This is a genomic window from Cupriavidus gilardii, assembly GCF_008801915.1.
Lineage (GTDB): Bacteria > Pseudomonadota > Gammaproteobacteria > Burkholderiales > Burkholderiaceae > Cupriavidus > Cupriavidus gilardii.
This window is the reverse complement of record NZ_VZOV01000003.1, coordinates 118900-143995: the sequence shown is the minus strand read 5'-3', so window position 1 is coordinate 143995 and position 25096 is coordinate 118900. Positions and strand designations below refer to the sequence as shown.

Sequence of the window (25096 nt, the reverse complement as noted above, 5' to 3'; positions counted from 1 at the left end):
AGCATGCCCATGTCCCTCTCCGATCTCGCCCGCACCCGCTATACCACCAAGGCATTCGATCCTGCCGGCAAGGTATCCGACAGCGATCTGCAGGAGCTGATCACGCTGCTGCGCTACAGCCCCTCGTCCGTCAACTCGCAGCCGTGGCACTTCGTGGTCGCGGGCAGCACCGCGGCAAAGACCCGCATCGCCAAGGCGGGAGCGCAAGGTCCCTACGCCTACAACGCGCCGAAGATCGAGCACGCGTCGCACGTGATCGTGCTGTGCGCGCGCACCGGCCTGCCGGACGCGCAGCTGGACGCCATCCTCGACCAGGAGGAGCGCGACGGCCGCTTCCAGACGCCTGAGGCGCGCGGGAACCAGCGCAAGACCCGGCAAGGCTTCGTCGATCTGCATCGCTATACGCAGAAAGACCTGCAGCACTGGATGGAGAAGCAGGTCTATCTGGCGCTCGGCACGCTGCTGCTGGGCGCCGCCACGCTGGGCATCGACGCGACGCCGATGGAAGGATTCGACGCAGGCGCGCTCGACGACGAACTGAACCTGCGCGAGGCCGGGTACACCAGCGTGGTGCTGGTCGGCCTGGGCTATCGCGCGGACAGCGACTTCAATGCGGCGCTGCCGAAGTCCCGTTTGCCGGCGGAGACCGTGGTTCGGTACCTGTAACGCCATGGGGTCATGCCGCCGACATGCCGCCAAAAATGCCGTACGCGGCGACATGACGCCCCATTGCCGAGACGAGTGATCTTCGCTACGTCGGACATCGCCCGCTACCGGCTCGCGGCTGCGCTGCGTATGCTGCTGGATTCTCCAGCATCAACAGGAACCGCCATGACCCCAGCCATGCCACGCCGCACCGCCTTGCGCGCCAAGGCCCCCCTGCTCGCGACCCTCGCCGCCGCCCTGCTCGCCGGATGCGCCGGCGCCGACATGCAGGGCCTGACGCAGGCCGGCGGCAGCCTGTTCACCGCCGCGACGCTGTCCGACGCCAGTATCAAGACGCTGTCGGACCAGTCGTGCGCCGAGATGGACAAGAAGAACAAGATCGCCGCGCCGACGAGCACCTACGGCCAGCGCCTGACCAAGATCATGGCGGGCCTGCAGAACACCGGCCTGCCGCTCGACGCGAAGGTCTACGAGACCAAGGAAGTGAATGCCTGGGCGATGGCCAACGGCTGCGTGCGCATCTACAGCGGGCTGATGGACATGATGACCGACGACGAAGTGCGCGGCGTGGTGGGGCACGAGATCGGCCACGTGGCGCTGGGCCATACCAAGGCGGCGATGCAGGTGGCCTACGCGACCGCTGCCGCGCGCGGCGTGCTGGGCGCCGCGGGCAGCGCGACGCTCAATGCGCTGTCGTCGTCGCAGTTGGGTGAGCTGGCCGAGACGCTGGTCAACTCGCAGTTCTCGCAGCGGCAGGAAACCGCGGCGGACGACTATTCCTTCGATCTGCTGACGAAGAACAAGTCCAATCGGGAGGCGCTGGTGACCGCCTTCCGCAAGATGGCGGCGCTCGACGGCGGGCAATCGAGCATGCTGAGCACGCACCCCGGTTCGCTGCAGCGCGCCCAGCATATCGAGGAGCGGCTGCGCAGCGGGAAATGACGCTGGCGTGAGAACCGAGACGGCATGCGCCGTCTCGGTTTGCCGATGCCAGCACGCCATCAGCACGCCATCAACGCGCCTCGACGAACGCCAGCACGGCCTCGAGCATCCGCCGCAGCGTCGGCTGCAGCTTGCCCGCCAGCGCTTCGTCGTAGTCGAACGGATATTGCTCACTCATATAGGTGCATTGCGACAGCTCGAGCTGGATCGCATGCACGCCCTGCGCGGGCTGCCCGTACTGGCGCGTGATATAGCCGCCCTTGAAGCGGCCGTTCAGCACCGACGTATACCCTTGCGCTTCGCCGGCGATCTTCGCGACCTGGTCGGCCAGCGTGGCATCGCAGCTGGCGCCGTTGGCGGTGCCCAGATTGAAGTCCGGCAGCTTGCCGTCGAAGAAGCGCGGCAGCACCGAGCGGATCGAATGCGCGTCCCACAGCGCGATCGTGCCGTGCTCCGCGCGCAGCCGCGCCAGCTCGCCGGCCAGCGCGTCGTGATAGGGGCGCCAGACCGCATCGCGGCGCGCGAAGATCTCGGTCTCGTCGGGACCGACGCCGTTCGCATACACCGGCGTCTTGTCGAAGGTATCGACCGGACAGAGCCCGGTGGTGTCCTGGCCCGGATACAGGTTGGCGTTGTCGGGCGGGCGGTTCAGGTCGACCACATAGCGCGAATGCGTCGCCATCAGGACCGACGCGCCAAGCTCGCGCGCGAAGCCGTAGAGCCGGTCCATGTGCCAGTCGGTATCCGGCACGGTGCGTGCCTCGTCGGTCAAGCGGTCGGCGACCGACGGCGGCAGATAGGTGCCCACATGGGGCATCGAGATCAGCAGGGGGCGCGTACCGCGCTGCAGCGTGAAGGCCGGGGTATCGGTGGAGAAGGAAGTCATATTGCTGCTACGAGTGGCATCGCCGCCGGCCGCGCGCCTGTCGGGCGTTGCCGGTGGCGATATCAAAGGTTCGTCTGGAAAGGGGTCCGCGGCGTCGGCGTGGCGACCGTGTTGGAGGCCGCCCCGCTCATCGTCATGGCGCCAGCAGGCTGGCACGCGCGCTGGCGAAGGCCACGCCCGCTTCGGCCTGCAAGGCATGGACGCCGCGCTGCACGCGGCAGCGTCCCGCGCTGCGGACTTCCGCTAGTGTCTCATGTCCTTGATTGGCGAACACGTGGACGGCCAGCGCCTGCTCGCCGCGCAGGCCGGCCAGCGTCGGATGATTGCCGTCCAGCACGACGAAGTCCGCCTGCTGTCCGGCCGCCAGCCCGCCCACCGCACGTCCCGCCGCCCGCGCGCCGCCGGCGACCGCATCGAGATAAAGCCGATCGGCGACCTGCGGATGGCGGCTCGAAGCAAGCACATTGCGCTTCTGCAGCGCGAGCCGCTGCCCGTATTCGAACAGCCGCAGTTCCTCGCTGACGCTGACGCTGGCGTGGCTGTCCGAGCCGATGCCCCATGCCCCGCCCTGCTCCAGGTACGGCGCGGCGTCGAACACGCCATCGCCGAGGTTCGCCTCGGTAGTCGGGCAGATGCCGGCCACGGCGCCGCTGTGCGCCAGGCGCCGGCGCTCGTCCCAATCCAGATGGGTTGCATGGACCAGGCACCAGCGCTTGTCGACCGGCGCATGGTCCAGCAGCCAGTCGACCGGGCGCGTGCCGCACCACGCCAGGCATTCGTCGACCTCGCGCTGCTGCTCGGCGATATGGATGTGCACCGGCGCGGTCGGGTCCATCGCATGCAGGCCCGCTACCGCCGCGCGCAGGCTGTCGGGCGGCACAGCGCGCAGCGAATGCGGCGCCAGGCCAAGCCGTGCCGTACCCGTGCAGGCCGGCGCCAGCCGCTGCAGCAGCGCCAGCATCGCGTCGGTCTCGTGCAGGAATCGGCGTTGTTCGGCCAGCGGCGGCTTCGGTCCGAAGCCCGCGCTCTGGTACAGCACCGGCAGCAGCGTGATGCCGATGCCCGCGCGCTGCGCGGCGCGCAGCAGGCGCAGCGACATCTCGGCCGGATCGGCGTAACGCGTGCCGTCGGCCTGGTGATGGACATAGTGGAATTCGCAGACGCTGGTATAGCCGGCGCGCAGCATCTCGATATAGAGCTGCGTGGCGATCGCCTCCAGCGTCTCGGGCGCCAGTCGCAGCGCGAAGCGGTACATCAGCTCGCGCCAGCTCCAGAACGAATCGTCGGCCGCCGAGCGGAACTCGGTCAGGCCGGCGAAGCCGCGCTGGAAGGCGTGCGAATGCAGATTGGTCATGCCGGGCAGCACCGGCCCTGCGGCGCGCGGCGTACCGGCGGCGGGCGCGGCGTTGGGCGTCACGGCGGTCAGCTTGCCGTCGGCGTCCCAGCTCAGCTGCACGTTGCTGGCCCAGCCATCGGGCAGCAACGCCTCGGCGGCGAACAGCGTTCGATCGGGGACTGGACTCATCTCGACACTCCTGCGGGTCCGGCGAACACGCGGCCCTGGCGCACCACGGCGGCGAGCGGGTTGCGGCCGAACCAGTAGGCCAGCTCGGCCGGCGAATCGATGCGCCACAGCGCAAAATCCGCGCCCCGCCCCGCTGCCAGCAGGCCATGCCGATCGCTGGCGCCGAGCGCGCGCGCCGCGTGCACGGTGACGCCGGCGAGCACCTCGGGCACCGTCATGCGGAACAGCGTGCAGCCCATATTGAGCATCAGCAGCAGCGAGGTCACCGGCGACGTGCCGGGATTGTGGTCGGTCGACAGCGCGATCGGCACGCCGTACCGGCGCAGCAGCGCGATCGGCGGCAGATGCGTGTCGCGCAGGAAGTAGTACGCGCCGGGCAGCAGCACCGCGACGGTCCCCGCCTCGGCCATCGCCGCGACGCCCGCCTCGTCCAGATGCTCCAGGTGATCGGCGGACAAGGCGCGATAGCGGGCCGCCAGCGCGGCGCCGCCGAGATTGCTCAGCTGTTCGGCATGCAGCTTGACCGGCAGGCCATGCCGGTGCGCGGCCTCGAACACGCGCTCGGTCTGCGCCGGCGAGAAGCCGATGCCCTCGCAGAACGCATCGACCGCATCGACCAGTCCTTCCTGCGCCAGCGCCGGCAGCATGGTGTCGCAGACCAGTGCGATGTAGTCGTCGGCGCGATTGGCGTATTCGGGCGGCAGGGCATGCGCGCCGAGGAAGGTCGTGTGCACGGCCACACCATACGCCTTCCCGAGCCGCCGCGCGACGCGCAATTGCTTGCGCTCGGTGGCAAGGTCCAGGCCGTAGCCCGATTTGATCTCGATCGCGGTGACGCCCTCGGCCAGCAGCGGCTTGAGCCGTGTCGCGGCCTGCGCGAACAGCGCGTCTTCGTCGGCGGCGCGCGTGGCACGCACGGTCGAGACGATGCCGCCGCCGGCGCGGGCGATGTCCTCGTAGCTGGCGCCGGCGAGCCGCATCGCGAATTCGTCGGCGCGCTGGCCGCCATAGACGAGATGCGTGTGGCAATCGATCAGGCCGGGCGTGACCCATGTCCCGTTTGCGTCGTGATACGGCAGGCTGCGGTAAGCCTCGGGCAACTCGGCCTGCTTGCCGAGCCAGGCAATACGACCCTGCTCGACGACCAGCGCGGCATCGCGGATGGCGTTGGCCGGATCGGCATCCGGCAGCAGATGGCAGCGATGCCAGACGCCGTCGGCGGACGGCGCGTCGGACACGCCGGCGTCGACGGCGAATTCTTCAGCGGACTGCGTCATGACTGGGTTTCCCTATCGGAGGATGGCTGCGTCGATTGCAGCCTGACGACGAGGCAGCGGGCGCCCTCATGTTCGGGCAGCCAGCGGAAGGCGCTGCCGGGTGGCAGCAACAAGCCGCTGCCCGCTGCCAGCACATCGGCGTCGGCGCTCCGCGCATCATCGCTTCGCCAGCGGCCGGCCAGCACATAGAGCACGACCGTCGTATCCGCCTGGACCTCGGCGCTGTCGATGGCCGCGCCGGCGCACTGGACACGCGCATGGCAGCGGCCGCGCCGCGTCATCACATTGAAGTCGCGCGTCGGCCCGCCCAGCAGCGTGGCGTCGACGGTCGCTTCGCCGGCAAAGGCGAACGGCTCCCCGACCGCCACCAGACGATGATCGAAGCTGCCATCGCGCGCTTGCAGGCGCACGCCGGCGCCATCGAGCAGCACGATCTGGCGGTCGATGCCGGGGAACGCCGAGAACGGGCCATCGGCCGCAATGTCGGCAATGCTCAGGCGCCAGTCGAACGCGTCGAGCCCGGCGGCGGGCGGCCACGCGGCGATCTCGCGCGTGGTGCCGCCGCCGTTCTTCCACGGCATCGGCGTCAGCTCGGCCAGCGCAAAGCGCCGTGCTTGCGCCGGCAGCGATGGCGCCGCGCTCATCCGCGGTTGACCATCGGCAGGTTCAGGCCCTTCTCGCGCGCGCAGTCGATCGCGATGTCGTACCCCGCGTCGGCGTGGCGCATCACGCCGGTGGCCGGGTCGTTCCAGAGCACGCGCTCGATGCGGCGGGCGGCGGCATCGGTGCCGTCGCAGACGATCACCACGCCGCTATGCTGCGAGAAGCCCATGCCGACGCCGCCGCCATGATGCAGGCTGACCCAGGTCGCACCGCCCGCGGTATTGAGCAGCGCGTTGAGCAGCGGCCAGTCGGAGACGGCATCCGAGCCGTCCTTCATCGCCTCGGTTTCGCGATTGGGCGACGCTACCGAGCCGCAGTCCAGATGGTCGCGGCCGATCACCACCGGCGCCTTCAGCTCGCCCGACTTGACCATCTCGTTGAAGGCCAGGCCCGCGCGATGGCGCTCGTCCAGGCCGACCCAGCAGATGCGCGCCGGCAGGCCCTGGAAGGCGATGCGCTCGCGCGCCATGTCGAGCCAGCGGTGCAGGTGCTTGTCCTCGGGGAACAGCTCCTTCATCTTGGCGTCGGTCTTGTAGATGTCCTCGGGATCGCCGGACAGCGCGACCCAGCGGAACGGGCCCTTGCCGCGGCAGAACAGCGGACGGATATAGGCCGGCACGAAGCCCGGGAAGTCGAAGGCGTTCTTGACGCCCTCGTCGAACGCAACCTGGCGGATGTTGTTGCCGTAGTCCAGCGTCGGCACGCCCATCTGCTGGAAGGCGAGCATCGCCTTGACGTGCTCGACGATCGACGGCCGCGCCGCGGCTTCCACCGCCTTCGGATCGGCCTTGCGCGCGGCTTCCCATTGCTCGACGGTCCAGCCGGCCGGCAGATAGCCGTTGACGAGGTCGTGCGCCGAGGTCTGGTCGGTGACGATATCGGGCCGCATGCCGCCGGCCTGCGCGCGCTTGACCAGCTCAGGCACGATCTCGGCGGCATTGGCTAGCAGGCCCACCGAGATCGCCTGCTTGCTCGCCGTGGCCTCGGCGATCATCGCCAGCGCCTCGTCCAGCGTGGTGGCCTTCTTGTCCAGATAGCGCGTACGGATGCGGAAATCGATGCGCGACTCCTGGCATTCGATCGCCAGCACGCAAGCGCCGGCCAGCACGCCGGCCAGCGGCTGCGCGCCGCCCATGCCGCCCAGGCCCGCGGTCAGGATCCACTTGCCGGACAGGTCGCCGCCGTAGTGCTGGCGGCCCGCCTCGACGAAGGTCTCATAGGTGCCCTGCACGATGCCCTGCGTGCCGATGTAGATCCACGAGCCGGCGGTCATCTGGCCGTACATCATCAGGCCGGCGCGATCGAGCTCGTTGAACTTGTCCCAGTTGGCCCAGTGCGGCACCAGGTTGGAGTTGGCGATCAGCACGCGCGGCGCGTCGGCATGGGTGCGGAACACGCCGACCGGCTTGCCGGACTGCACCAGCAGCGATTCGTCCTCGCCCAGGCGGCGCAGGCTGTCGAGGATCGCGTCGAAGCACTCCCAGTTGCGCGCGGCCTTGCCGATGCCGCCGTAGACCACCAGGTCCTGCGGCCGCTCGGCGACGTCCGGGTCCAGGTTGTTCTGGATCATGCGATAGGCGGCTTCGATCAGCCAGTTCTTGCAGTGCAGCTCGGTGCCGCGCGGCGCACGGATTTCGCGCTGTCCGCGCGCGAGGAATTGCTGTTCGTTGGCGTTCATGTCTGGTTCTCCTGCTTTGGTGGTGTCTCGTTCGGTGGTGTCGGGCGGCTCCGGTTTGCGGGCGCCGCTGCCCTCTCCCCTGCCCTCTCCCGCGTGCGACAGAGGGTCCGAGGCAGAGGGCCAGCGCCCGCGTCAGCCCGCTTCGCCCTGCGCCGGCAGCACGGCGCGCACGGCCTGCGGCCAGCCCGCGCCGGCGTCGCCCTGCAGCACCCACTGCTTCATCGCCTCGATATCGGGCGCCAGATAGCGGTCGACCTCGACGAAATCGACGCGCTCGCGAATGCGGGCCAGTTCGGTCTCGATCAGCGGCGAGGACTTCAGCGGCCGATGGAATTCGATGCCCTGCGCGGCGGCCATCGCCTCGATGCCGACCACGACGGCGGTGTTCTCGGCCATGTCGCCGAGCCGGCGGGCGCCGTAAGTCGCCATCGACACGTGGTCCTCCTGGTTGGCCGAGGTCGGCAGGCTGTCGACGCTGGACGGATGGGCCAGCGACTTGTTCTCGGAGGCCAGCGCGGCGGCGGTGACCTGCGCGATCATGAATCCCGAATGCAGGCCACCGTCGCGCACCAGGAACGGCGGCAGGCCCGACAGACCGGTATCGAGCAGCAGCGCCAGGCGCCGCTCGGAAATCGCGCCGATCTCGGCCAGCGCCAGCGCGATGATGTCGGCGGCGAACGCCACCGGCTCGGCGTGGAAGTTGCCGCCGGACACCACGTCGCCCTGCTCCGAAAACACCAGCGGGTTGTCCGACGCGGCATTGGCCTCGATCTGCAGCACGCGGGCGGCGTGGCGCAGATTGTCCAGGCAGGCGCCCATCACCTGCGGCTGGCAGCGGATCGAATACGGGTCCTGCACGCGGCCGCACTGGCGATGCGAGTCCACGATCTCGCTGCCCGCCAGCAGCTCGCGCACCGCGCCGGCGACCGCGATCTGGCCGGCCTGGCCGCGCGCCGCGTGGATGCGGGCGTCGAACGGCTTGACCGAGCCCTTGATCGCTTCGAGCGACAGCGCGCCCGCCACCAGGCCGGCGGCGAACACGTCTTCGGCGGCGAACAGGCCGGCCAGTGCCAGCGCCGTCGATACCTGGGTGCCGTTCAGCAGCGCCAGGCCTTCCTTGGGCCCGAGCTCGAATGGCTTCAGGCCGGCATGCGCCAGCGCCTCGACCGCCGGCAGGCGGCGGCCGTCGACGATGGCCTCGCCGACGCCGATCAGCGTGCACGACAGATGGGCGAGCGGGGCCAGGTCGCCCGACGCGCCCACCGAGCCCTTGGCCGGGATGCAAGGCGTGACGCCGTGGTTGGCCAGCGCCAGCAGCGCCTCGATCAGTTCCGGACGCACACCCGAATGGCCGCGCGCCAGGCTGACAGCCTTGGTCGCCAGGATCAGGCGCACCGTATCGGCGGGCAGGTCGCGGCCGGTACCGACGCTGTGCGACAGCACCAGGTTGCGCTGCAGCTCGGCCAGCTTGTCGTGCGGGATGCGCGTGTTGGCCAGCTTGCCGAAGCCGGTGTTGATGCCGTAGACGACCGCATCGGTGTCGACGATCTGCTGCACGGTGGCCTGCGCGGCGCGCACGTCGGCCCAGGCGGATTCGGCCATCGCGAGCCGGACCTCGCCGCGGTAGATGCGGCGCAGTTCGGCAAGGGTGACCTCGCCGGGATGCAGGGTCAGCGTGGGTTGTGCCTGGGTCGATTGGGAAGCGGAGTGTGGCGTTGTCATTGTATGGTCCTGTCTATACAGCTTGGTACGGCTTAAATCAGCTTAGGTCGAATCGGGGTCGAAGTCAGGTGCGCAAGCGCTCGGTTCGTGCGGTGGAAACGGCAGCGGGGCCGCAGGCCGCCACGCTAGCCGAACGCCGGATTGCCATCGGCACGGAAACGGCTGCCGAGGCGATAGCGGTTGCCGGGATGCAGGCAGCGCACGAAGGTCACCGGCGTGCCGGCGGTCCACGTGCGCCGCGTCAGCAGCAGGCAGGGTTGGGTCACCGGCATCTCGAGCTGGCTGGCCTGCTCGGGCGTCGCCGCGACTGCGTCGACCACGTGCTCGACCTGGTCATACGGCACATGCCGCAGCAGATATTCGCCCGGCTTGACGCCGCTGAAGTCCTGGTTGATGAAATCGGGCGCCACGCGCGGATTGACGTAACGGTCCTCCAGCTGCACCGGCACGCCGTCCTCGCGATGCACGCACACCGAGTGGAAGACCGACTCGCCGGTGCGCAGATCGAGCGCCGCCGCGACCTCGATCGAAGCCGAGGCGCGCTCGACCAGGATCACGTCGCAGGCGTAGTCGTGCCCGCGCATGCGGATCTCGTCCTGCAGATTGACGACCGACAGCAGCGTCGACTGCGGCTTGTGTTCGGCGACGAAGGTGCCGACCCCCGCCACGCGCACCACCCTGCCCTGCTCGGCGAGCTCGCGCAGCGCGCGGTTGACCGTCATCCGCGACACGGCGAAGCGGTTGACCAGCTCCTGCTCGGACGGCACGCGATCGCCCGGCTGCCAGGCACCGCTCTGGATCTGGCGCGCGATGTACTCCTTGACCTGCTGGTACAGCGCGGTCGGCGTGGCATCGGCCGACGGGCGAGGGCCGTTGGCGTCGGGACGGGTGGCGGGACGGCGGGTGCCGGCTTCTACGGTCATGGTCGGTGGTTGCGTGGGTCGGTGCGCGTGTCGGCGGGCGTGTCGGCGGGCGAGTCGGTCGGCAAGTCGGTGGACATCATGGGCCGGCTCAATGCTCGGCCGAGACCATCGCCTCGGCACGGATCTCTTCGGTCAGCCGCGCCTTCAACGCCGAGAACTCCGGCGAGGTCTTGATCGTGTAGTGCCGCGGATGGGCGAAGTCGACGGCGATCTCGGTCTTGATCCGGCCGGGCCGCGCAGAGAATACCGCAACCCGGTTGGCCATGAAGATCGCCTCGTCGATATCGTGCGTGACGAACAGCACCGTCTTGCGCGCGCTCTCCCAGATGCCGAGCAGCAGTTCCTGCATCAGCACGCGGGTCTGGTTGTCGAGCGCGCCAAACGGTTCGTCCAGCAACAGGATCTTCGGATCGTTGGCCAGCGCGCGGGCGATCGCGGTGCGCTGCTGCATGCCGCCCGACAGCTGCTTCGGATAGTGATGCTCGAAGCCGCGCAGGCCCACGCGGGCGATGAAGAAATCGCTGCGCTCGCGCTGCTCGGCGACGCTCATGCCGCGCTCGCGCAGGCCGAAGCGGACGTTCTGCTCGATCGTCAGCCACGGGAACAGCGTATAGGACTGGAACACCATGCCGCGGTCGGCGCCCGGCCCGGTGACCGGCTCGCCGTCGAGCAGCACGCGGCCAGAGGTCGGCGTGTCGAGGCCGGCGACGATGCGCAGCAACGTCGATTTGCCGCAGCCGGACGGCCCGAGGATGGTGACGAAGTCGTTCTCGCGGACCTCGAAGTCCACCGGCAACAACGCCTGGGTCTGGCCGCCGCGCGGATTGACGAAGGTGCGCGACACCTGCTGGATCGACAGCGCGCTCATTGGATGGTGCTCCACGGAAACAGCCGCTGGTTGGCGAGCTTGAACAGCAGGTCCGAGACCAGGCCGATGCAGCCGATCACGATGATGCCGAAGATGATCTGGCCGGTATTGAGCAGCGCCTGGCTGTCGGTGATCATGTGGCCGATGCCGGACGACGAGCCGATCAGCTCGGCGACGATCACATAGGTCCAGGCCCAGCCCAGCACCAGCCGCAGGATCTCCGCGATGCCGGGCGCGGCGCCGGGTATCAGCACGCGCTTGACGATGCCGGCGCTGTTGGCGCCCAGCGTATAGGCCGCCTCGACCAGGTCGCGGCGCGCGCCGCCCACGGTGACGGCGACCATCAGCACGATCTGGAAGAACGAGCCGATGAAGATCACCAGCAGCTTCTGCGTCTCGCCGATGCCGGCCCACAGGATCAGCAGCGGAATGAAGGCCGACGCCGGCAGGTAGCGGCAGAACGAGACGAAGGGCTCGAAGAAGGCTTCGGCGGCCTTGTAGGCGCCCATCAGGATGCCCAGCGGCACCGCCAGCACGGCGGCCAGCACGAAGCCGCCCAGCACACGCCAGACGGTCATGCCGATATCGCCGAGAAAACCGTACTCGGTAAACAGCAGCCACGCCTCGCGCGCCATCGTGATCGGATCGGCAAGGAAGGTCGGCGGCACCAGGCCGCCCAGCGTCACCGCGCCCCAGACGGCGAAGAACAGCACGAAGAAGCCCAGGCCAAGCACCCAGCGGGTGCGCGGCGACACAGGGGTCAGCGGCGTCAGCCACGGATGGCTGCGGCGCGCACGCGGCGCGGCCGGCATCGTCCTGGCGGGCGCCGGGCTGTCGGGCGCGACGGCCCGCAGCGAATCGGCGTGCAACGGTTGTGTCATCGCGGCTCCCGGCGCTTAGCGGATGAACCGCGGGTCATACAACGTCGTCACGTCCGGCACCTTGCGGATCACGCCGACGTCGAGCAGCACCGCGGCGGCTTCCTTGCTGAACTCGGCCAGCTCGCCGGCGAAGAACTTGCGGTTGGCCTCGCGGTCCTGCCAGCGCAGATACGACGCCGACTTGGCGAACTGCTCGGCGGTCTGCTTGACCGCGGCGCCCATGATCTCGTTGGACTTGGCCGGGTCCTTGCGAATCATCTCCAACGCTTCGAAGTAGCCGTCGACCAGCGCCTGCGCGGCCTTCGGGTTCTCCTTCAACCATTTCGGCGAACAGCCCAGCGTGTCCATCACCATCGGGTAATCCAGCGTGGTGGCGAGGATCTTCCCCTTCTCCGGGTTCTGCCGCACGGTCGACAGATACGGCTCGTAGGTCATCGCCGCATCGTTCTGGCCCGAGACGAAGGCCTGTGCGGCCGCCTGCGGCGACAGCGTGGTGGTCTTGACGTCCTTGATGGTCATGCCGTTCTTCTTCAGCATCCACGCCAGCCCGAAATACGGCGCGGTGCCCGGCGCGTCGACGCCGATGGTCTTGCCCTTGAGGTCGGCGAAGGACTTGACGTCGCTGCGCACCGCCAGCCCGTCGGCGCCATAGGACTTGTCGAGCTGCACGATCTGCGTGATCGGCACCCCGTTGGCATTCCAGGCCACATGCGTTTCCACCGTGGTCGCCGCGCACTGGATCGCACCCGAGGCCAGCGCCAGATGGCGGTCCTTCTGCGGAATCATCTTGATGTCGACATCGACTCCGTGCTTCTCGAAGATGCCGGCCTTGGCGGCCAGCGTCAGCGGCGCGAAGCCGGTCCAGCCGCTCATGCCCAGCGCCACCTTGGTGGTCTGGGCCTGCGCCACGCCCGCACCGGCTGCGAGCGCCAGCGTGGCCAGCCAACCGAGCGCACGGCCGGCGCCCCCTTGATTCCCCAACTTCCGCTTCTGCATCTGCACTGTTTGGCTCCTTTGGTGTCGCGAACGGTGCCGCCGGCTGGCGGCCCGCCCGGGTCGTGCCGGCGTCCTCGGTCGGGGCGCCGGTCGGTTTCCGGGCAATGTAGCAATCCTGTATATACAAGTCAAGGCGATGGAACGTCACTACGGCGCCTCGAGAATGCAGCGTCTCCAAAGCCGGCCACGGTGATCGGCCGCTGCTCGCAAACCCTCGCAAACCCTGATAGGGAAAGCGATAACGGGCGATGCGAGGCGCCGGCGGCGCCTTCGACCGCCAGCCCGACCGGCATTTCGCACCAGGCTGGTGACCACGCCGCACGGCCAGCGGGCATCGTGCCCCAAGATGCTGTATAGACAGGAAAGCGCGGCGTAATGACGCAATCGCCATGCCATCGCCGGCGCGGCGGATGCCGCGGGGTGGTCAGGTTTCGAAGAAGTGGTGAACCGTCGGATAGCGCAGCCGCAGCCGCAATTCGCGCTTGAGCCGCGCGTTCTCGAGCCGGCGGGATTCGCTCATGAAGCTCAGCAGCGCCGGCTCGACGGCCTCGCGGATCTGCTCGCGCGACAGCCGGGGGGGCCGCGGCAACCCGCGCCGGTCGGCCACCAGATCGAAATAGTCCGCCATCCGCAGTTCGCTGTCGTCGCTGGCATGGACCACGCGCTGCGGCTTGCCGCGCAGCAGCGCGGCGATCATCGCGCGGGCCAGATCGTCGGCGTGGATGTGGTTGGTGTAGACGTCGTCGTCCCTCACCAGAGCCGGCGTGCCCTTGAGCAGGCGTGCCACGGGCAGGCGGTCCTCGGCGTAGATGCCCGGAATCCGCACGATGCCGGCGCGCCAGCCACTGGCGCGGCCGAAGGCCCGCACCGCCCGCTCGGCAGCGACGCGGCGGCGAGCCCGCGCGGTCTGCGGCCGTACCGGCTGGGCCTCGCCGACGCGCGCGCCGCCGCGGTCGCCATAGACGCCGCTGGTGCTGGCGTAGACCAGCGCCGGCGCGCGGCCAGTGCCGGCCACGCCGGTCCCCCGTCCGGGCCGCTCGGGTAGAATGCGGGGTTCCCGCGCGGGGCGGCGCCATGCGCCACGCCGCAGCGCCCGCAACAGCGCGACGGTACGCGGATCGTCATCGCCGCGCGCCGGCGGCGGCGCCAGGTGCAACACGCGATCGGCCAGGCCATGCAGGCGCTTGAGCGTGGCCGGCTCGTCGAGGTTCGCCACCAGCGGCACCGCGCCCGCCGCCCGCAAGGCCGCCACGCGGCCGGGCTGCGAGGTCACGGCGAACACGCGCCAGCGCGGGGCAAGCATTTGCAGGCAACGCATGCCTACGTCCCCGCAACCCACGATCAGCAATCGCGGGCGGGCCAGACGGGGTGGCGACAGATCTTTGCTCATCGAGAGATTATGGCTTATCAAGTAACCGTGCTGCCGAGCGGCCGCCAGTTCGAGGCGGAAGCGAACGAAACCATCCTGTCGGCGGCGCTGCGTCAAGGCATCGGCCTGCCGTACGGCTGCAAGAACGGCGCCTGCGGTTCGTGCAAGGGCCGCGTCACCGCCGGCGACATCGTCCAGGGCGACCACGCCGCCTCCGCGCTGACCGCGCAGGAAAAGACCGAGGGCCGCGCGCTGTTCTGCTGCGCCAATGCGGCATCGGACATCACCATCGAATGCCGCGAGGTCCATGGCGCCGGCGACATTCCGATCAAGAAGGTGCCGTGCCGCGTGCAATCGCTGGAGCGCGTGGCCGAGGACGTCATCGTCGCGAAGCTGCAGCTGCCGGCCACCGAGCGGCTGCAATACCTGGCCGGCCAGTACGTCGAATTCCTGCTGCGCGACGGCAAGCGCCGCAGCTATTCGATCGCCACGCCGCCGCACGAGGAAGGCCCGATCGAACTGCATTTCCGCCATATGCCCGGCGGCGCGTTCACCGACTACGTGTTCGGCGCGCGCGAGGGACAGCCGGCGATGAAGGAGCGCGACATCCTGCGCTTCGAAGGTCCGCTGGGCAGCTTCTTCCTGCGCGAGGACTCCGACAAGCCGATCATCCTGCTGGCCTCGGGCACCGGCTTCGCGCCGATCAAGGCCATCGTCGAGCACGCCGCCTACACCGGCATCACGCGGCCGATGACGCTGTACTGGGGCGGGCGCCGTCCGCGCGACCTGTACATGCATGCGCTGTGCGAGCAGTGGGCGCGCGAGCTGCCGAACTTCCGTTACGTGCCGGTGGTCTCCGACGCGCTGCCCGAGGACGACTGGGACGGCCGCACCGGCTTCGTCCACCAGGCCGTGATGACGGACTACCCGGATCTGTCCGGCCACGAGGTCTATGCCTGCGGCGCGCCGGTGATGGTCAACTCGGCGCGGCGCGACTTCACCGCCGAGTGCGCGCTGCACGAGGACGCGTTCTTCGCCGACTCGTTCACCTCCGAGGCCGACCTGCATCCGGCCGGCGCTGCCTGAAAGAAGGCTTGCGGTGCGGCCCGGCTGGCCCGGATCGCGCCCGGCCCGAACCTGCGCCCGGACCGCACCAGCACCGCGCCACCGTTTCGCGAGAACAACAATGACGCCCCGGACCGCCACCGTCGTCTTTGACACTGGGGTAACTGCGTCTTATAGTAGGCCGCATGAACCACGCCAACATCCGACGCAGCTTCCGTACGTCGCATCCCGCCAGGGTGCCACGCGGCTGACCGTCGACAGCGTCTGTTCAGGTCATCAAGCCACGGGCAACCCCCGTGGCTTTTTTGTTTTGCCGCCCTTCCCTTTTCCCTGTTTGCCGATCCCTGGAGTCCGCCATGGCATTTGCTGAGTATCCCGTCCAATCGCTGATGTACATCACCAACCGGCCCGAGCTCGTCTTCACCGAGGGCAAGGGCTCGTGGCTGACGGACCATCAGGGCAAGCGCTATCTGGACTTCGTGCAGGGCTGGGCCGTCAACTGCCTGGGCCACTCCAACGAAGGCATGATCGCGGCGCTGAACGAGCAGTCCCGCAAGCTGATCAATCCGAGCCCGGCGTTCTACAACGAGCCGATGCTGCGGCTGGCCAAGACGCTGACCGACCACAGCTGCTTCGACAAGGTGTTCTTCGCCAACAGCGGCGCGGAGGCCAACGAGGGCGCGATCAAGCTGGCGCGCAAATGGGGGCGCAAGCACAAGAACGGCGCCTACGAGATCATCACGATGGACCACAGCTTCCATGGCCGCACGCTGGCGACCATGAGCGCGTCCGGCAAGGCCGGCTGGGACACGATCTTCGCGCCGCAGGTGCCGGGCTTCCCGAAGGCCCAGCTCAATGACCTGGCCTCGGTCGAGGCGCTGATCAACGACAAGACGGTCGGCATCATGCTCGAGCCGGTGCAGGGCGAGAGCGGCGTGGTCCCCGCCACGCGTGAATTCATGCAAGGGCTGCGCGCGCTGGCCGACAAGCACAAGCTGCTGTTCATCGTCGACGAAGTGCAGGCCGGCTGCGGCCGCTGCGGCACGCTGTTCGCCTACGAGCTGTCGAACGTCGAGCCGGACATCATGACGCTGGGCAAGGGCATCGGTGGCGGCGTGCCGCTGTCGGCGCTGCTGTGCAAGGCCGAGGTGGCGAGCTTCGAGGCCGGCGACCAGGGCGGTACCTACAACGGCAATCCGCTGATGTGCGCGGTCGGCAGCGCGGTGTTCGAGCAGCTGCTGGCGCCGGGCTTCCTGCAGCAGGTGCAGGAGAAAGGCGCGTATCTGCGCGAACAGCTGCTGGCGCTGTCCACCGAGTTCGGCCTGGCCGGCGAACGCGGCGAAGGCCTGCTGCGCGCGCTGATGCTGGGCAAGGACATCGGCCCGCAACTGGTCGAGCAGGCGCGCGAGATGCAGCCCGACGGCCTGCTGCTCAATTCGCCGCGTCCGAACCTGCTGCGCTTCATGCCGGCGCTGAACGTGACCCGCGAGGAAATCGACCAGATGATCGGCATGCTGCGGACGCTGCTGAAGGCGCTGGCCTGATCTTGCCGCACCGGCCGTCGACCGCGGCCGGCAACAGCGACAGATCGGAACACGGCCGCCCTGCTGCGATGGCAGGGCGGCTTTTTCATTGGCTCGTCCGTGTCCGACCGCCACCCGCCGCGCGTGGGGACGACGGTAATATTCGCTTGCCTATACTGATGCCATCCAGGTCCAGGAGAACAACAATGGGCGGTCGCCTCCATTCGCACAGGCGTGGGCTGGCCACTACGTTTGCCGTGGCGGCCCTGGCGCTGCTCGGCACCCTGGCCGCCGAAACGGCCGCGGCCGACGAGGCCGCCGACCACGCCGCCATCCTCAAGGCCGAGCAGGACTGGCTGGCCGCCACCGAGTCGGGCGACCGCGCCGCGCTCGAGCGGCTGCTCCATCCGACCTTCGTCAACATATCTCCGCTGGGCGGCATGCGCAACCGCGCCGAATCGCTATCTGCGGGCCCTCCGCCGCCCGGCTCCAGCCAGACGCTGACCGAACTGAAGGTACGCACCTTCCGCGACAGCGCGGTGGTCACCGGCGTCAACCGTTATCGGCCCAACGCGAAGGCCAAGCCAACGGACGTCGTCTTCACCGATGTGTTCGTCCGCACGCCGCAGGGGTGGCAGGTGGTGTCGTCGCACAATTCGATCCGGCCCGCGCCGGCGGAGCGGTAATTACCTGCTGCGGTAGCGCCGCATCAACAGTGTTCGACGAGACGATCATGCGGCGCGAACCTCCTGCGGCACAGATCGGACACCTCATCATTACAACTCCTTGCAAGACACGAAAAGGAAACGCTGGACCGAGTAAAAAAGCCCCGCGCATGCAGGCATGGCGGGGCTTGGTACGGCGCGGCGGCATGCGGCCGCCGTTCCTATCGCGACGGACTCATTCGCCGAGGTAGGCGGCGCGCACCTTCGGATCGTCGAGCATGTCGGCGGCGTTGCCGTTCATCGTGATCAGGCCGGACTCCATCACATAGCCGCGGTCGGCGGCCTGCAGGGCCAGGCGGGCGTTCTGCTCGACCAGCAGCACCGTGACGCCCTGGCTCGAGATATCGCGCACGACCTCGAAGATCTTCTCGACCATGATCGGCGACAGGCCCATCGACGGTTCGTCCAGCAGCAGCAGGCGCGGCTGGCTCATCAGCGCGCGCGCCATGGCCAGCATCTGCTGCTCGCCGCCCGACATGGTGCCGGCCAGCTGATTGGCACGTTCCTTCAGGCGCGGGAAGATGCCGAACATGCGGTCGATATCGTCCTTGATGCCGGCCTCGTCCTTGCGCGTGAAGGCGCCCATCAGCAGGTTCTCGGTGATGGTCATGCGCGCGAACACGCCGCGGCCTTCGGGCACCATTGCCAGGCCCTGCTTCAACAGGTCGTAGCTGGGCACGCCCTTGATCGAACGGCCCAGGTATTCGACGTCGCCGCCGGCCCACGGCTGCAGGCCGGTGATGGCCTTCATCGTGGTGGTCTTGCCGGCGCCATTGGCGCCGATCAGCGTGACGAGCTCGCCGTCGCGGATTTCCAGGTCGATGCCCTTGACGGCCTGGATGCCGCCGTACGCGACCTTCAGTCCGGCGATCTTCAGTAGTGTTTCTTTCATTGGCTGCTCCCCCGTCAGTGGGCCGAAGTGCCGAGGTAGGCCTCGATCACCGCCGGGTTGTTCTGGACATCGTGCGGCAGGCCCTGGGCGATGACCTTGCCGTAGTCCAGCACGGTCATGCGGTCGCACAGGCCCATCACGAGCTTGACGTCATGCTCGATCAGCAGGATGGTCCTGCCGTCGCTGCGGATCTTGTCGAGCAGGCCGCGCAATTCGACCTTCTCGGTCGCGTTCATGCCGGCCGCCGGCTCGTCGAGCGCCAGCAGCTTGGGCTCGGTCGCCAGCGCACGGGCGATCTCGAGGCGGCGCTGGTGGCCGTACGACAGATTGCGCGAGGTGAAGTTGGCGTACTTGCCGATGCCCACGTAATCGAGCAGGTCGTGCGCCATGTCCTCGACGCCCTCCTCTTCCTGGCGCACCGCCGGCGGGCGGAAGATCGCGCCGATCACGCCGGCCTTGGTGCGCACGTGGCGGCCGACCATCACGTTCTCGAGCGCGGTCATGTCGCCGAACAGGCGGATGTTCTGGAAGGTACGGGCGATGCCGGCCTTGGCCACCTCATGCACCGCGGTCGGCCGATAGGGCTTGCCGTCCAGCACGAACTCGCCGGAGTCGGGCGTGTACAGCCCGGTGATCACGTTGAAGAAGGTCGTCTTGCCGGCGCCGTTCGGGCCGATCAGGCCATAGATCTCGCCGGCCCGGATTTCCAGGCCCACATCGGACAGCGCCTGCAGGCCGCCGAAGCGCTTGTTCACTCCCTTGACGGACAGGAGGATGTTTTCGTTGCTCATCAGGTCCTCCCGCTTCACAGACGTCCAACGCTACCGGGGCGGCGGATCACCGGCCGGTCTTCCTTGCGCGGCGACGGCCACAGGCCCGCCGGGCGATACAGCATCACGCCGACCAGTGCCAGGCCGAACAGCAGCTGGCGCAGCACCTCGGCATCGACGATCACTTCGCCCAGCATCATCCGCTGCACCGGCTCGGCCACCACGCGCAGCAGTTCCTGGAAGCCGATCAGCAGGATGCCGCCGAGGATCACGCCCGGGATATGGCCCATGCCGCCGAGCACCACGATCGCCAGCACGTAGATCGACTCCCACAGCGTGAACGATTCCGGCGACACGAAGCCCTGGAAGGCGCCGAACACCGCGCCCGACACGCCGCCAAACGACGCGCCCATCGCGAACGCCAGCAGCTTGATGTTGCGGGTATTGATGCCCATCGCCTTGGCCGCGATCTCGTCCTCGCGGATCGCCACCCAGGCGCGGCCGATGCGTGAATTCTGCAGCCGCAGCGACACGAACACGATGGCCACCACCAGCAGGATCAGCAGGTAGTAGTACATGAACACCGGCGTGAATTTCAGGCCGAAGAACTCGTGCGTCTTGGAGAAGTTGAAGCCGAAGATGGTGATCGGATCGACCGCGGTGATGCCCTTGGGACCGTTGGTGATATTGACCGGCCGGTCCAGGTTGTTCATGAAGATGCGGATGATCTCGCCGAAGCCGAGCGTGACGATCGCCAGATAGTCGCCGCGCAGCTTCAGCGTCGGCGCGCCCAGCAGCACGCCGAAGATGCCCGCCACCAGCGCGGCCAGCGGCAGCACCCACCAGACGCTGACATGGAAGCCGTTCGGGAACAGCTGCGCGATGGTCTCGAACTGGTTGGCGAGGTGCGGCGAGCCGAGCAGCGCCATCAGGTAGGCGCCCACCGCGTAGAAGGCGATATAGCCAAGGTCCAGCAGGCCGGCAAAGCCGACCACGATGTTCAGGCCCAGCGCCAGCATGATGTACAGCAGCGCGAAGTCGAGCACGCGCACCCAGTAGTTGCCGCCGAGGAACTGCACGGCGAACGGCGCGCACAGGCCGATCACGAGGAAGGCGGCCAGCGCGAACATGGTCTTGGCCGGGGTCTTGGTCAGCGGCGCGGCCTGCGCCGTCGTAGAAATCGGAGTGTTCATCGTTGCGATCCCCTTACGCCCGGTCGGCCACACGTTCGCCCATGATGCCGGACGGACGGAACACCAGCACGGTGATCAGCACGATAAAGGCGAACACGTCCTGATAGTTCGAACCGAACACGCCGTTGGTCAGGTCGCCGATATAGCCGGCGCCCAGCGCCTCGATCAGCCCCAGCAGCATGCCGCCGACCATCGCGCCGGCGAGGTTGCCGATGCCGCCGAGCACGGCCGCGGTGAACGCCTTCAGGCCGGGGATGAATCCCATGTAGAAGTGCGCGTTGCCATAGTTGGTCGCCATCATCACGCCGGCCAGCGCCGCCAGCGTCGCGCCGATCATGAAGGTGGCCGAGATCACGAAATTCGGGTTCACGCCCATCAGGCCCGCCACGCGCTGGTTCTCGGCGGTGGCGCGCATCGCACGGCCGAGCTTGGTACGGTTGACCAGCGCCAGCAGCCCTGCCATCACCATCACGGCCATGCCGATGATCACCATCTCCTTGCCGGTGATGGTCGCGCCGGTGGTGCCGATGTCGATGGGCTCCGACGGCAGCAGTTGGGGGAACGTCAGCGGATTGCGCGACCAGATCATCATCGCGATGGTCTGCAGCATGATGGAGACGCCGATCGCGGTGATCAGCGGGGCCAGCCGGGGCGCATTGCGCAGCGGCCGGTAGGCAATCCGTTCGATCGAATAGGACAGCATCGCGCAGACCGGCATCGCGATCAGCGTGGCGATCACGAGCGTCAGCCATTCCGGCAGGCCGGGGGCGAATTGCTGGAGTGCGAGAATCGCCGACAGTGCGGTCAGCGCGCCGATCATCAGCACATCGCCATGGGCGAAGTTGATGATCCCGAGAATGCCGTAGACCATGGTGTAGCCGAGTGCAATCAGCGCATAGATGCTGCCGAGCACCAGACCATTCACGATCTGCTGGATAAGGATATCCATGAATACTCCTGGCTTGCCGCCCGCACTTCCGGCATGGATGGATGCCGACCGGGCAGCTTGGTGTGAGTGGTTTGGTAAGGGGTTATGTGCTGGTAAGCGGGTAAAGCAACGGCCTGCCGCGTTCCACCCATGGTAAGGGCGCTGTCACAAAAGGCGAGGCTAAAAAGAACGGCACCGCAAAGTACTCACGGTGCCGTTCGGTGGACCGGGTAGGTCCGAATTACATCTTCACGACGTCAAGCACGGACTTCTTCTTGTCCTTGTAGTCGTACAGCGTGATGGTGCCTTCCTTCATGTCGCCCTTCTCGTCGAAGGCAATGTTGCCGATCACGCCCTGGTAGTTGGTCTTGGGCATCTCCGCCAGGATCGCCGCGGGCTCGGTCGAGCCGGCGCGCTTCATCGCATCGACGATCACCATCACGGCGTCGTAGGTGAACGGCGCGTAGATCTGCACCGGTGCGTTGAAACGTTCCTGATAACGCTTCTGGAACTCGGCGCCCTTCTCCATCTTGGACAGCGCCAGGCCGGCTTCGGAGCAGATGATGTTGCTGACCGCGTCGCCCGCCAGTTCCGCCACCTTGTCGGTGCAGACGCCGTCGCCGCCGACGATCTTGGCCGGGATGCCCAGCTCCTTGGCCTGCTTGGCGAACGGACCGCCGGTGGCGTCCATGCCGCCGTACATGATGACGTCCGGCTTCTTGCCCTTGATCTTGGTCAGGATGGCCTTGAAGTCGGTGGCCTTGTCGTTGGTGGCCTCGCGCGCCACGATGTTGACGCCGGCCGCCTTGGCGGTCTTCTCGAACTCGTCGGCCAGACCCTTGCCGTAGGCGGTGGCGTCGTCGACGATCGCCACGCTCTTGGCGTTCAGGCTCTTGGCGGCGTAGTTGGCCAGGGCCGGGCCCTGCTGGGCATCGGTGGCCACTACGCGGAAGGTCGTCTTGAAGCCCTGCTTGGTGTAGTCGGGGTTGGTCGAGGACGGCGAGATCTGCACGATGCCGGCATCGCTATAGATCTTGGAGGCGGGAATCGACACGCCCGAGTTCAGGTGGCCGACCACGGCGACGACCTTCTCGTCGACCAGCTTCTGGGCCACCGAAGTGCCGGTCTTCGGATCGGCGGCATCGTCTTCGCCGACCAGCTCCAGGCGGACCTTCTTGCCGCCCAGTTCCAGACCGGCCTTGTTGACCTCTTCGACGGCCAGGCGCGCGCCGTTCTCGTTGTCCTTGCCAAGGTGGGCAATCCCACCGGTCAGCGGCGCCGCGTGGCCGATCTTTACCACCACCTCGCCGCCAGCCGGTGCTGCCGCGGCAGGTGCCGAGGCCGTCGCACCGGGCGCCGCCTCTTCCTTCTTGCCGCAGGCAGAAACCAGTGCCACTGCCGCTGCGATCGGCAGAATCTTGGCAAACGTGATTTGCATGAGTGATCTCCTAGGATTCACAAGATCAGGGTTACGCAACGCCTCCCGTCCGTTTCCCTGCACCGCCTTGGTTTAGTTTCAATTTGAAACGCGCGCATTGTATCCCCTTTTTTTGCGGATGCAATACGCGACGCAACAACCTGAGCCTTTTACCCTTCTATTGAGCTAGGTAATTTCCCCAATGCCCTCATTGGGGCAATTCCCATTCACAACAGGGGCCCTTTGCGATACCTAACAAGATCCGTGCCCGCCACGTCACCGGAGCGCACTGCGGGGCGTCAGGGCGTGGCTGGGACGGCACCTCCATTTATAGAAATTAATTAGGCATTTCATAAAAGCAATATGCACCAACTTTGAATATCGGCAATCCGCGTTCGCACCAATCAAGGGAAAACCCGCATTTAGGGGAATTACCCTAAAGTCCGTCGCAAAAGGCAAGCAAGGTTCGAGTCAATATATCGTTGTGACGATTAAGTTTCTTTGACGCGCTGCACCGTATTGACAGGGGAGAACGATGGCGGGTCGAGGCACGCGCCCAAAACGACAACGCCCCGCTCGAGGCGGGGCGCTGACGAAGACCGAAGAAGATACTGTGGGACTCAGGCGGCGTTCGCCTGCAGGCCCTTGGGAAGCGGAAACGACATGTTCTCCTCGATGCCTTCCAGCGGTCGCACCTGCCGCGCACCGAGCGCGCGCAGCCGGTCGACGATCGACTGGGCCAGCGCCTCCGGCGCCGAGGCGCCCGCGGTCAGGCCGATGCGGCGCTTGCCGGCGATCCACTCGGGGCGAACCTGTTCCGGCGCATCGACCATATAGGAAGGCACGCCGAGCCGCTCGGCCAGTTCGCGCAGGCGGTTCGAGTTCGAGCTGTTGGGGCTGCCGACCACGATCACCACGTCGACCTGCGGCGCCATGAACTTGACCGCGTCCTGGCGGTTCTGCGTGGCGTAGCAGATGTCCTGCTTCTTCGGCTCGCGGATCGCCGGGAACCGCGCCTTCAGCGCGGCGACGATCTCCTCGGTCTCGTCGACCGACAGCGTGGTCTGCGTGACATAGGCGAGCCGCGTGGGATCGGCGACCTGCAGGGTCTGCACGTCGGCGGGCGACTCGACCAGCAGCATGCCGCCGTCAGCCTGGCCCATCGTGCCCTCGACTTCGGGGTGGCCACGATGGCCAATCATCACGATCTCGCAGCCTTCGGCCCGCATCTTGCCAACCTCGACATGGACCTTCGTCACCAGCGGACAGGTCGCGTCGAACACGTTCAGGCCGCGCGCCTGTGCCTCGGCGCGGACGCTGCGCGAAACGCCGTGCGCGCTGAAGATCACGGTCGCGCCGGCCGGCACCTCGTCGAGGTCCTGCACGAAGATGGCGCCCTTGCGGCGCAGGTCGGCCACGACATAGGCGTTGTGCACGATTTCATGGCGCACATAGATCGGCGCGCCAAAGCGCTGGAGCGCGCGCTCCACGATCTCGATCGCGCGATCGACCCCGGCGCAGAAGCCGCGCGGCTGGGCCAGCAGGATCTCGGCGTCGGGGGCGGGAGTCAGTTCGGGCATGCGGGAAGGTAGCTGCGCTCCGGCCGGCCAGGCGGCCGGAGCAAGGTCGTCAGAGAATGCCGATCAGCTGGACGTCGAACAGGATGGTCTGTCCGGCCAGCGGATGATTGAAGTCGAACAGCGCCGAGGTCTCGCCAATCTCCTTCAGCACGCCGGCATATTTGCCGCCGCCGGGCGCGTTGAACTCGACCAGGTCACCCGGGCTGTAGTCCTCTTCGAACGAGCTGTTCTCGCGCAGCGTGGCAAGCGACACGCGCTGCAGCAGCTCGGGATTGCGCGGGCCGAAGGCGTGTTCCGGCGCCAGACGGTAGCTGGTGCGCTCGCCCTCGGCCATGCCGAGCAGCGCCTGTTCCAGCGTGGGGGCGAACTGGCCCTGCCCTAGCAGCAGCGTGGCGGGCTTGTCGTCGAAGGTGCTGACGACCTCGGTACCGTTCTCCAGCGAGATGCGGTAATGCAAGGTCAGGAAGGAATCGGCCTGCACGGTCTTGCGCGCGGTGGCGCCGCCGGAGTCCGACGCAAAAGTTTGCGAATTCATGAATGCTCAACCAGTCGAGAACCCGTATTGTAAGCGACTGAACCCGGCGCCGCCGAACCCCGCCGCCGCCGC

23 protein-coding genes are annotated in these 25096 nt (G+C 67.7%); 5 read left to right on the top strand and 18 right to left on the bottom strand.

Features of this window, described 5'->3' with window-relative positions:
• Nucleotides 1-9: 9 nt before the first annotated feature.
• Complete coding sequence (locus F7Q96_RS06245) at nucleotides 10-666, top strand: oxygen-insensitive NAD(P)H-dependent nitroreductase NfsB (RefSeq protein ID WP_053822420.1); 657 nt, start codon at nucleotides 10-12, stop codon at nucleotides 664-666.
• 177 nt (nucleotides 667-843) lie between these two features.
• The gene (gene loiP / locus F7Q96_RS06240; protein ID WP_151022304.1) at nucleotides 844-1608 is read left to right on the top strand and encodes a metalloprotease LoiP; all 765 of its coding nucleotides are present in this window, start codon (nucleotides 844-846) and stop codon (nucleotides 1606-1608) included.
• A gap of 70 nt (nucleotides 1609-1678) precedes the next feature.
• Here loiP and hutG read toward each other — a convergent pair whose 3' ends face one another.
• The 11 genes from hutG to F7Q96_RS06185 all read right to left on the bottom strand — a co-directional run bounded on the left by hutG (nucleotide 1679) and on the right by F7Q96_RS06185 (nucleotide 14417).
• A complete protein-coding gene (gene hutG, locus F7Q96_RS06235) occupies nucleotides 1679-2494 on the bottom strand; it encodes an N-formylglutamate deformylase (RefSeq protein WP_053822422.1) in 816 nt (271 codons plus the stop codon).
• 133 nt (nucleotides 2495-2627) lie between these two features.
• Nucleotides 2628-4019 (bottom strand): formimidoylglutamate deiminase, encoded by a 1392-nt coding sequence (locus F7Q96_RS06230; RefSeq protein ID WP_053822423.1) that lies wholly within the window; start codon nucleotides 4017-4019, stop codon nucleotides 2628-2630.
• Nucleotides 4016-5296, bottom strand: a complete 1281-nt coding sequence (hutI, locus tag F7Q96_RS06225) for an imidazolonepropionase (RefSeq protein ID WP_053822424.1) — start codon at nucleotides 5294-5296, stop codon at nucleotides 4016-4018. Before hutI ends, F7Q96_RS06230 begins: the two co-directional genes overlap by 4 nt.
• Complete coding sequence (locus tag F7Q96_RS06220; RefSeq protein WP_053822425.1) at nucleotides 5293-5940, bottom strand: HutD/Ves family protein; 648 nt, start codon at nucleotides 5938-5940, stop codon at nucleotides 5293-5295. The genes hutI and F7Q96_RS06220 overlap by 4 nt, the downstream gene beginning before the upstream one ends.
• Nucleotides 5937-7637, bottom strand: a complete 1701-nt coding sequence (hutU, locus tag F7Q96_RS06215) for a urocanate hydratase (RefSeq protein ID WP_053822426.1) — start codon at nucleotides 7635-7637, stop codon at nucleotides 5937-5939. Before hutU ends, F7Q96_RS06220 begins: the two co-directional genes overlap by 4 nt.
• A gap of 132 nt (nucleotides 7638-7769) precedes the next feature.
• Nucleotides 7770-9359, bottom strand: coding sequence for a histidine ammonia-lyase (gene hutH, locus F7Q96_RS06210; protein ID WP_053822427.1), 1590 nt, complete (start codon nucleotides 9357-9359; stop codon nucleotides 7770-7772).
• Nucleotides 9360-9484: 125 nt separating this feature from the next.
• Nucleotides 9485-10282 (bottom strand): histidine utilization repressor, encoded by a 798-nt coding sequence (hutC, locus tag F7Q96_RS06205; RefSeq protein WP_053822428.1) that lies wholly within the window; start codon nucleotides 10280-10282, stop codon nucleotides 9485-9487.
• Between the two features lie 88 nt (nucleotides 10283-10370).
• Nucleotides 10371-11150 (bottom strand): ABC transporter ATP-binding protein, encoded by a 780-nt coding sequence (locus F7Q96_RS06200; protein ID WP_053822429.1) that lies wholly within the window; start codon nucleotides 11148-11150, stop codon nucleotides 10371-10373.
• Nucleotides 11147-12031 (bottom strand): ABC transporter permease, encoded by an 885-nt coding sequence (locus F7Q96_RS06195; RefSeq protein ID WP_053822430.1) that lies wholly within the window; start codon nucleotides 12029-12031, stop codon nucleotides 11147-11149. The genes F7Q96_RS06200 and F7Q96_RS06195 overlap by 4 nt, the downstream gene beginning before the upstream one ends.
• 15 nt (nucleotides 12032-12046) lie before the next feature.
• A complete protein-coding gene (locus F7Q96_RS06190; RefSeq protein ID WP_144425902.1) occupies nucleotides 12047-13027 on the bottom strand; it encodes an ABC transporter substrate-binding protein in 981 nt (326 codons plus the stop codon).
• A gap of 424 nt (nucleotides 13028-13451) precedes the next feature.
• A complete protein-coding gene (locus F7Q96_RS06185) occupies nucleotides 13452-14417 on the bottom strand; it encodes an NAD-dependent epimerase/dehydratase family protein (protein ID WP_053822431.1) in 966 nt (321 codons plus the stop codon).
• 9 nt (nucleotides 14418-14426) lie between these two features.
• On the opposite strand from F7Q96_RS06185, the gene F7Q96_RS06180 reads away from it, so the two are divergent.
• From F7Q96_RS06180 to F7Q96_RS06170, 3 genes are all read left to right on the top strand, one after another.
• Complete coding sequence (locus F7Q96_RS06180; RefSeq protein WP_053822432.1) at nucleotides 14427-15482, top strand: CDP-6-deoxy-delta-3,4-glucoseen reductase; 1056 nt, start codon at nucleotides 14427-14429, stop codon at nucleotides 15480-15482.
• A gap of 335 nt (nucleotides 15483-15817) precedes the next feature.
• On the top strand, nucleotides 15818-17005 hold the full coding sequence (locus F7Q96_RS06175) for an acetylornithine transaminase (RefSeq protein WP_053822433.1): 1188 nt from the start codon (nucleotides 15818-15820) through the stop codon (nucleotides 17003-17005).
• Nucleotides 17006-17190: 185 nt separating this feature from the next.
• A complete protein-coding gene (locus F7Q96_RS06170) occupies nucleotides 17191-17670 on the top strand; it encodes a nuclear transport factor 2 family protein (RefSeq protein WP_158507269.1) in 480 nt (159 codons plus the stop codon).
• Between the two features lie 214 nt (nucleotides 17671-17884).
• Here the strand turns inward: F7Q96_RS06170 and F7Q96_RS06165 are convergent, their stop codons facing one another.
• The 7 genes from F7Q96_RS06165 to F7Q96_RS06135 form a co-directional block, all read right to left on the bottom strand.
• Nucleotides 17885-18601 (bottom strand): ABC transporter ATP-binding protein, encoded by a 717-nt coding sequence (locus F7Q96_RS06165; protein WP_006575654.1) that lies wholly within the window; start codon nucleotides 18599-18601, stop codon nucleotides 17885-17887.
• Nucleotides 18602-18615: 14 nt separating this feature from the next.
• A complete protein-coding gene (locus F7Q96_RS06160; protein ID WP_053823191.1) occupies nucleotides 18616-19392 on the bottom strand; it encodes an ABC transporter ATP-binding protein in 777 nt (258 codons plus the stop codon).
• 14 nt (nucleotides 19393-19406) lie between these two features.
• Nucleotides 19407-20564 carry an ABC transporter permease subunit gene (locus F7Q96_RS06155; RefSeq protein ID WP_053822435.1) on the bottom strand — a complete coding sequence of 386 codons (1158 nt, stop codon included), beginning with the start codon at nucleotides 20562-20564 and terminating at the stop codon, nucleotides 19407-19409.
• A gap of 13 nt (nucleotides 20565-20577) precedes the next feature.
• Nucleotides 20578-21513 (bottom strand): branched-chain amino acid ABC transporter permease, encoded by a 936-nt coding sequence (locus tag F7Q96_RS06150; protein ID WP_006575657.1) that lies wholly within the window; start codon nucleotides 21511-21513, stop codon nucleotides 20578-20580.
• Nucleotides 21514-21733: 220 nt separating this feature from the next.
• Entirely contained in the window at nucleotides 21734-22930 is a 1197-nt protein-coding gene (locus tag F7Q96_RS06145) for a branched-chain amino acid ABC transporter substrate-binding protein (RefSeq protein WP_053822436.1), read from the bottom strand.
• Nucleotides 22931-23529: 599 nt separating this feature from the next.
• Nucleotides 23530-24489 carry a 4-hydroxy-3-methylbut-2-enyl diphosphate reductase gene (ispH, locus tag F7Q96_RS06140; RefSeq protein ID WP_053822437.1) on the bottom strand — a complete coding sequence of 320 codons (960 nt, stop codon included), beginning with the start codon at nucleotides 24487-24489 and terminating at the stop codon, nucleotides 23530-23532.
• 49 nt (nucleotides 24490-24538) lie between these two features.
• A complete protein-coding gene (locus F7Q96_RS06135) occupies nucleotides 24539-25024 on the bottom strand; it encodes an FKBP-type peptidyl-prolyl cis-trans isomerase (RefSeq protein ID WP_006575659.1) in 486 nt (161 codons plus the stop codon).
• Nucleotides 25025-25096: the final 72 nt, after the last annotated feature.

What these genes read in the sequence shown, in the direction of transcription:
- F7Q96_RS06245 (WP_053822420.1), top strand. Translation starts at nt 10, where the DNA reads ATGTCCCTCTCCGATCTCGCCCGCACCCGCTATACCACCAAGGCATTC.
- loiP (WP_151022304.1), top strand. Translation starts at nt 844, where the DNA reads ATGCCACGCCGCACCGCCTTGCGCGCCAAGGCCCCCCTGCTCGCGACC.
- hutG (WP_053822422.1), bottom strand. Translation starts at nt 2,494, where the DNA reads ATGACTTCCTTCTCCACCGATACCCCGGCCTTCACGCTGCAGCGCGGT.
- F7Q96_RS06230 (WP_053822423.1), bottom strand. Translation starts at nt 4,019, where the DNA reads ATGAGTCCAGTCCCCGATCGAACGCTGTTCGCCGCCGAGGCGTTGCTG.
- hutI (WP_053822424.1), bottom strand. Translation starts at nt 5,296, where the DNA reads ATGACGCAGTCCGCTGAAGAATTCGCCGTCGACGCCGGCGTGTCCGAC.
- F7Q96_RS06220 (WP_053822425.1), bottom strand. Translation starts at nt 5,940, where the DNA reads ATGAGCGCGGCGCCATCGCTGCCGGCGCAAGCACGGCGCTTTGCGCTG.
- hutU (WP_053822426.1), bottom strand. Translation starts at nt 7,637, where the DNA reads ATGAACGCCAACGAACAGCAATTCCTCGCGCGCGGACAGCGCGAAATC.
- hutH (WP_053822427.1), bottom strand. Translation starts at nt 9,359, where the DNA reads ATGACAACGCCACACTCCGCTTCCCAATCGACCCAGGCACAACCCACG.
- hutC (WP_053822428.1), bottom strand. Translation starts at nt 10,282, where the DNA reads ATGACCGTAGAAGCCGGCACCCGCCGTCCCGCCACCCGTCCCGACGCC.
- F7Q96_RS06200 (WP_053822429.1), bottom strand. Translation starts at nt 11,150, where the DNA reads ATGAGCGCGCTGTCGATCCAGCAGGTGTCGCGCACCTTCGTCAATCCG.
- F7Q96_RS06195 (WP_053822430.1), bottom strand. Translation starts at nt 12,031, where the DNA reads ATGACACAACCGTTGCACGCCGATTCGCTGCGGGCCGTCGCGCCCGAC.
- F7Q96_RS06190 (WP_144425902.1), bottom strand. Translation starts at nt 13,027, where the DNA reads ATGCAGAAGCGGAAGTTGGGGAATCAAGGGGGCGCCGGCCGTGCGCTC.
- F7Q96_RS06185 (WP_053822431.1), bottom strand. Translation starts at nt 14,417, where the DNA reads ATGAGCAAAGATCTGTCGCCACCCCGTCTGGCCCGCCCGCGATTGCTG.
- F7Q96_RS06180 (WP_053822432.1), top strand. Translation starts at nt 14,427, where the DNA reads ATGGCTTATCAAGTAACCGTGCTGCCGAGCGGCCGCCAGTTCGAGGCG.
- F7Q96_RS06175 (WP_053822433.1), top strand. Translation starts at nt 15,818, where the DNA reads ATGGCATTTGCTGAGTATCCCGTCCAATCGCTGATGTACATCACCAAC.
- F7Q96_RS06170 (WP_158507269.1), top strand. Translation starts at nt 17,191, where the DNA reads ATGGGCGGTCGCCTCCATTCGCACAGGCGTGGGCTGGCCACTACGTTT.
- F7Q96_RS06165 (WP_006575654.1), bottom strand. Translation starts at nt 18,601, where the DNA reads ATGAAAGAAACACTACTGAAGATCGCCGGACTGAAGGTCGCGTACGGC.
- F7Q96_RS06160 (WP_053823191.1), bottom strand. Translation starts at nt 19,392, where the DNA reads ATGAGCAACGAAAACATCCTCCTGTCCGTCAAGGGAGTGAACAAGCGC.
- F7Q96_RS06155 (WP_053822435.1), bottom strand. Translation starts at nt 20,564, where the DNA reads ATGAACACTCCGATTTCTACGACGGCGCAGGCCGCGCCGCTGACCAAG.
- F7Q96_RS06150 (WP_006575657.1), bottom strand. Translation starts at nt 21,513, where the DNA reads ATGGATATCCTTATCCAGCAGATCGTGAATGGTCTGGTGCTCGGCAGC.
- F7Q96_RS06145 (WP_053822436.1), bottom strand. Translation starts at nt 22,930, where the DNA reads ATGCAAATCACGTTTGCCAAGATTCTGCCGATCGCAGCGGCAGTGGCA.
- ispH (WP_053822437.1), bottom strand. Translation starts at nt 24,489, where the DNA reads ATGCCCGAACTGACTCCCGCCCCCGACGCCGAGATCCTGCTGGCCCAG.
- F7Q96_RS06135 (WP_006575659.1), bottom strand. Translation starts at nt 25,024, where the DNA reads ATGAATTCGCAAACTTTTGCGTCGGACTCCGGCGGCGCCACCGCGCGC.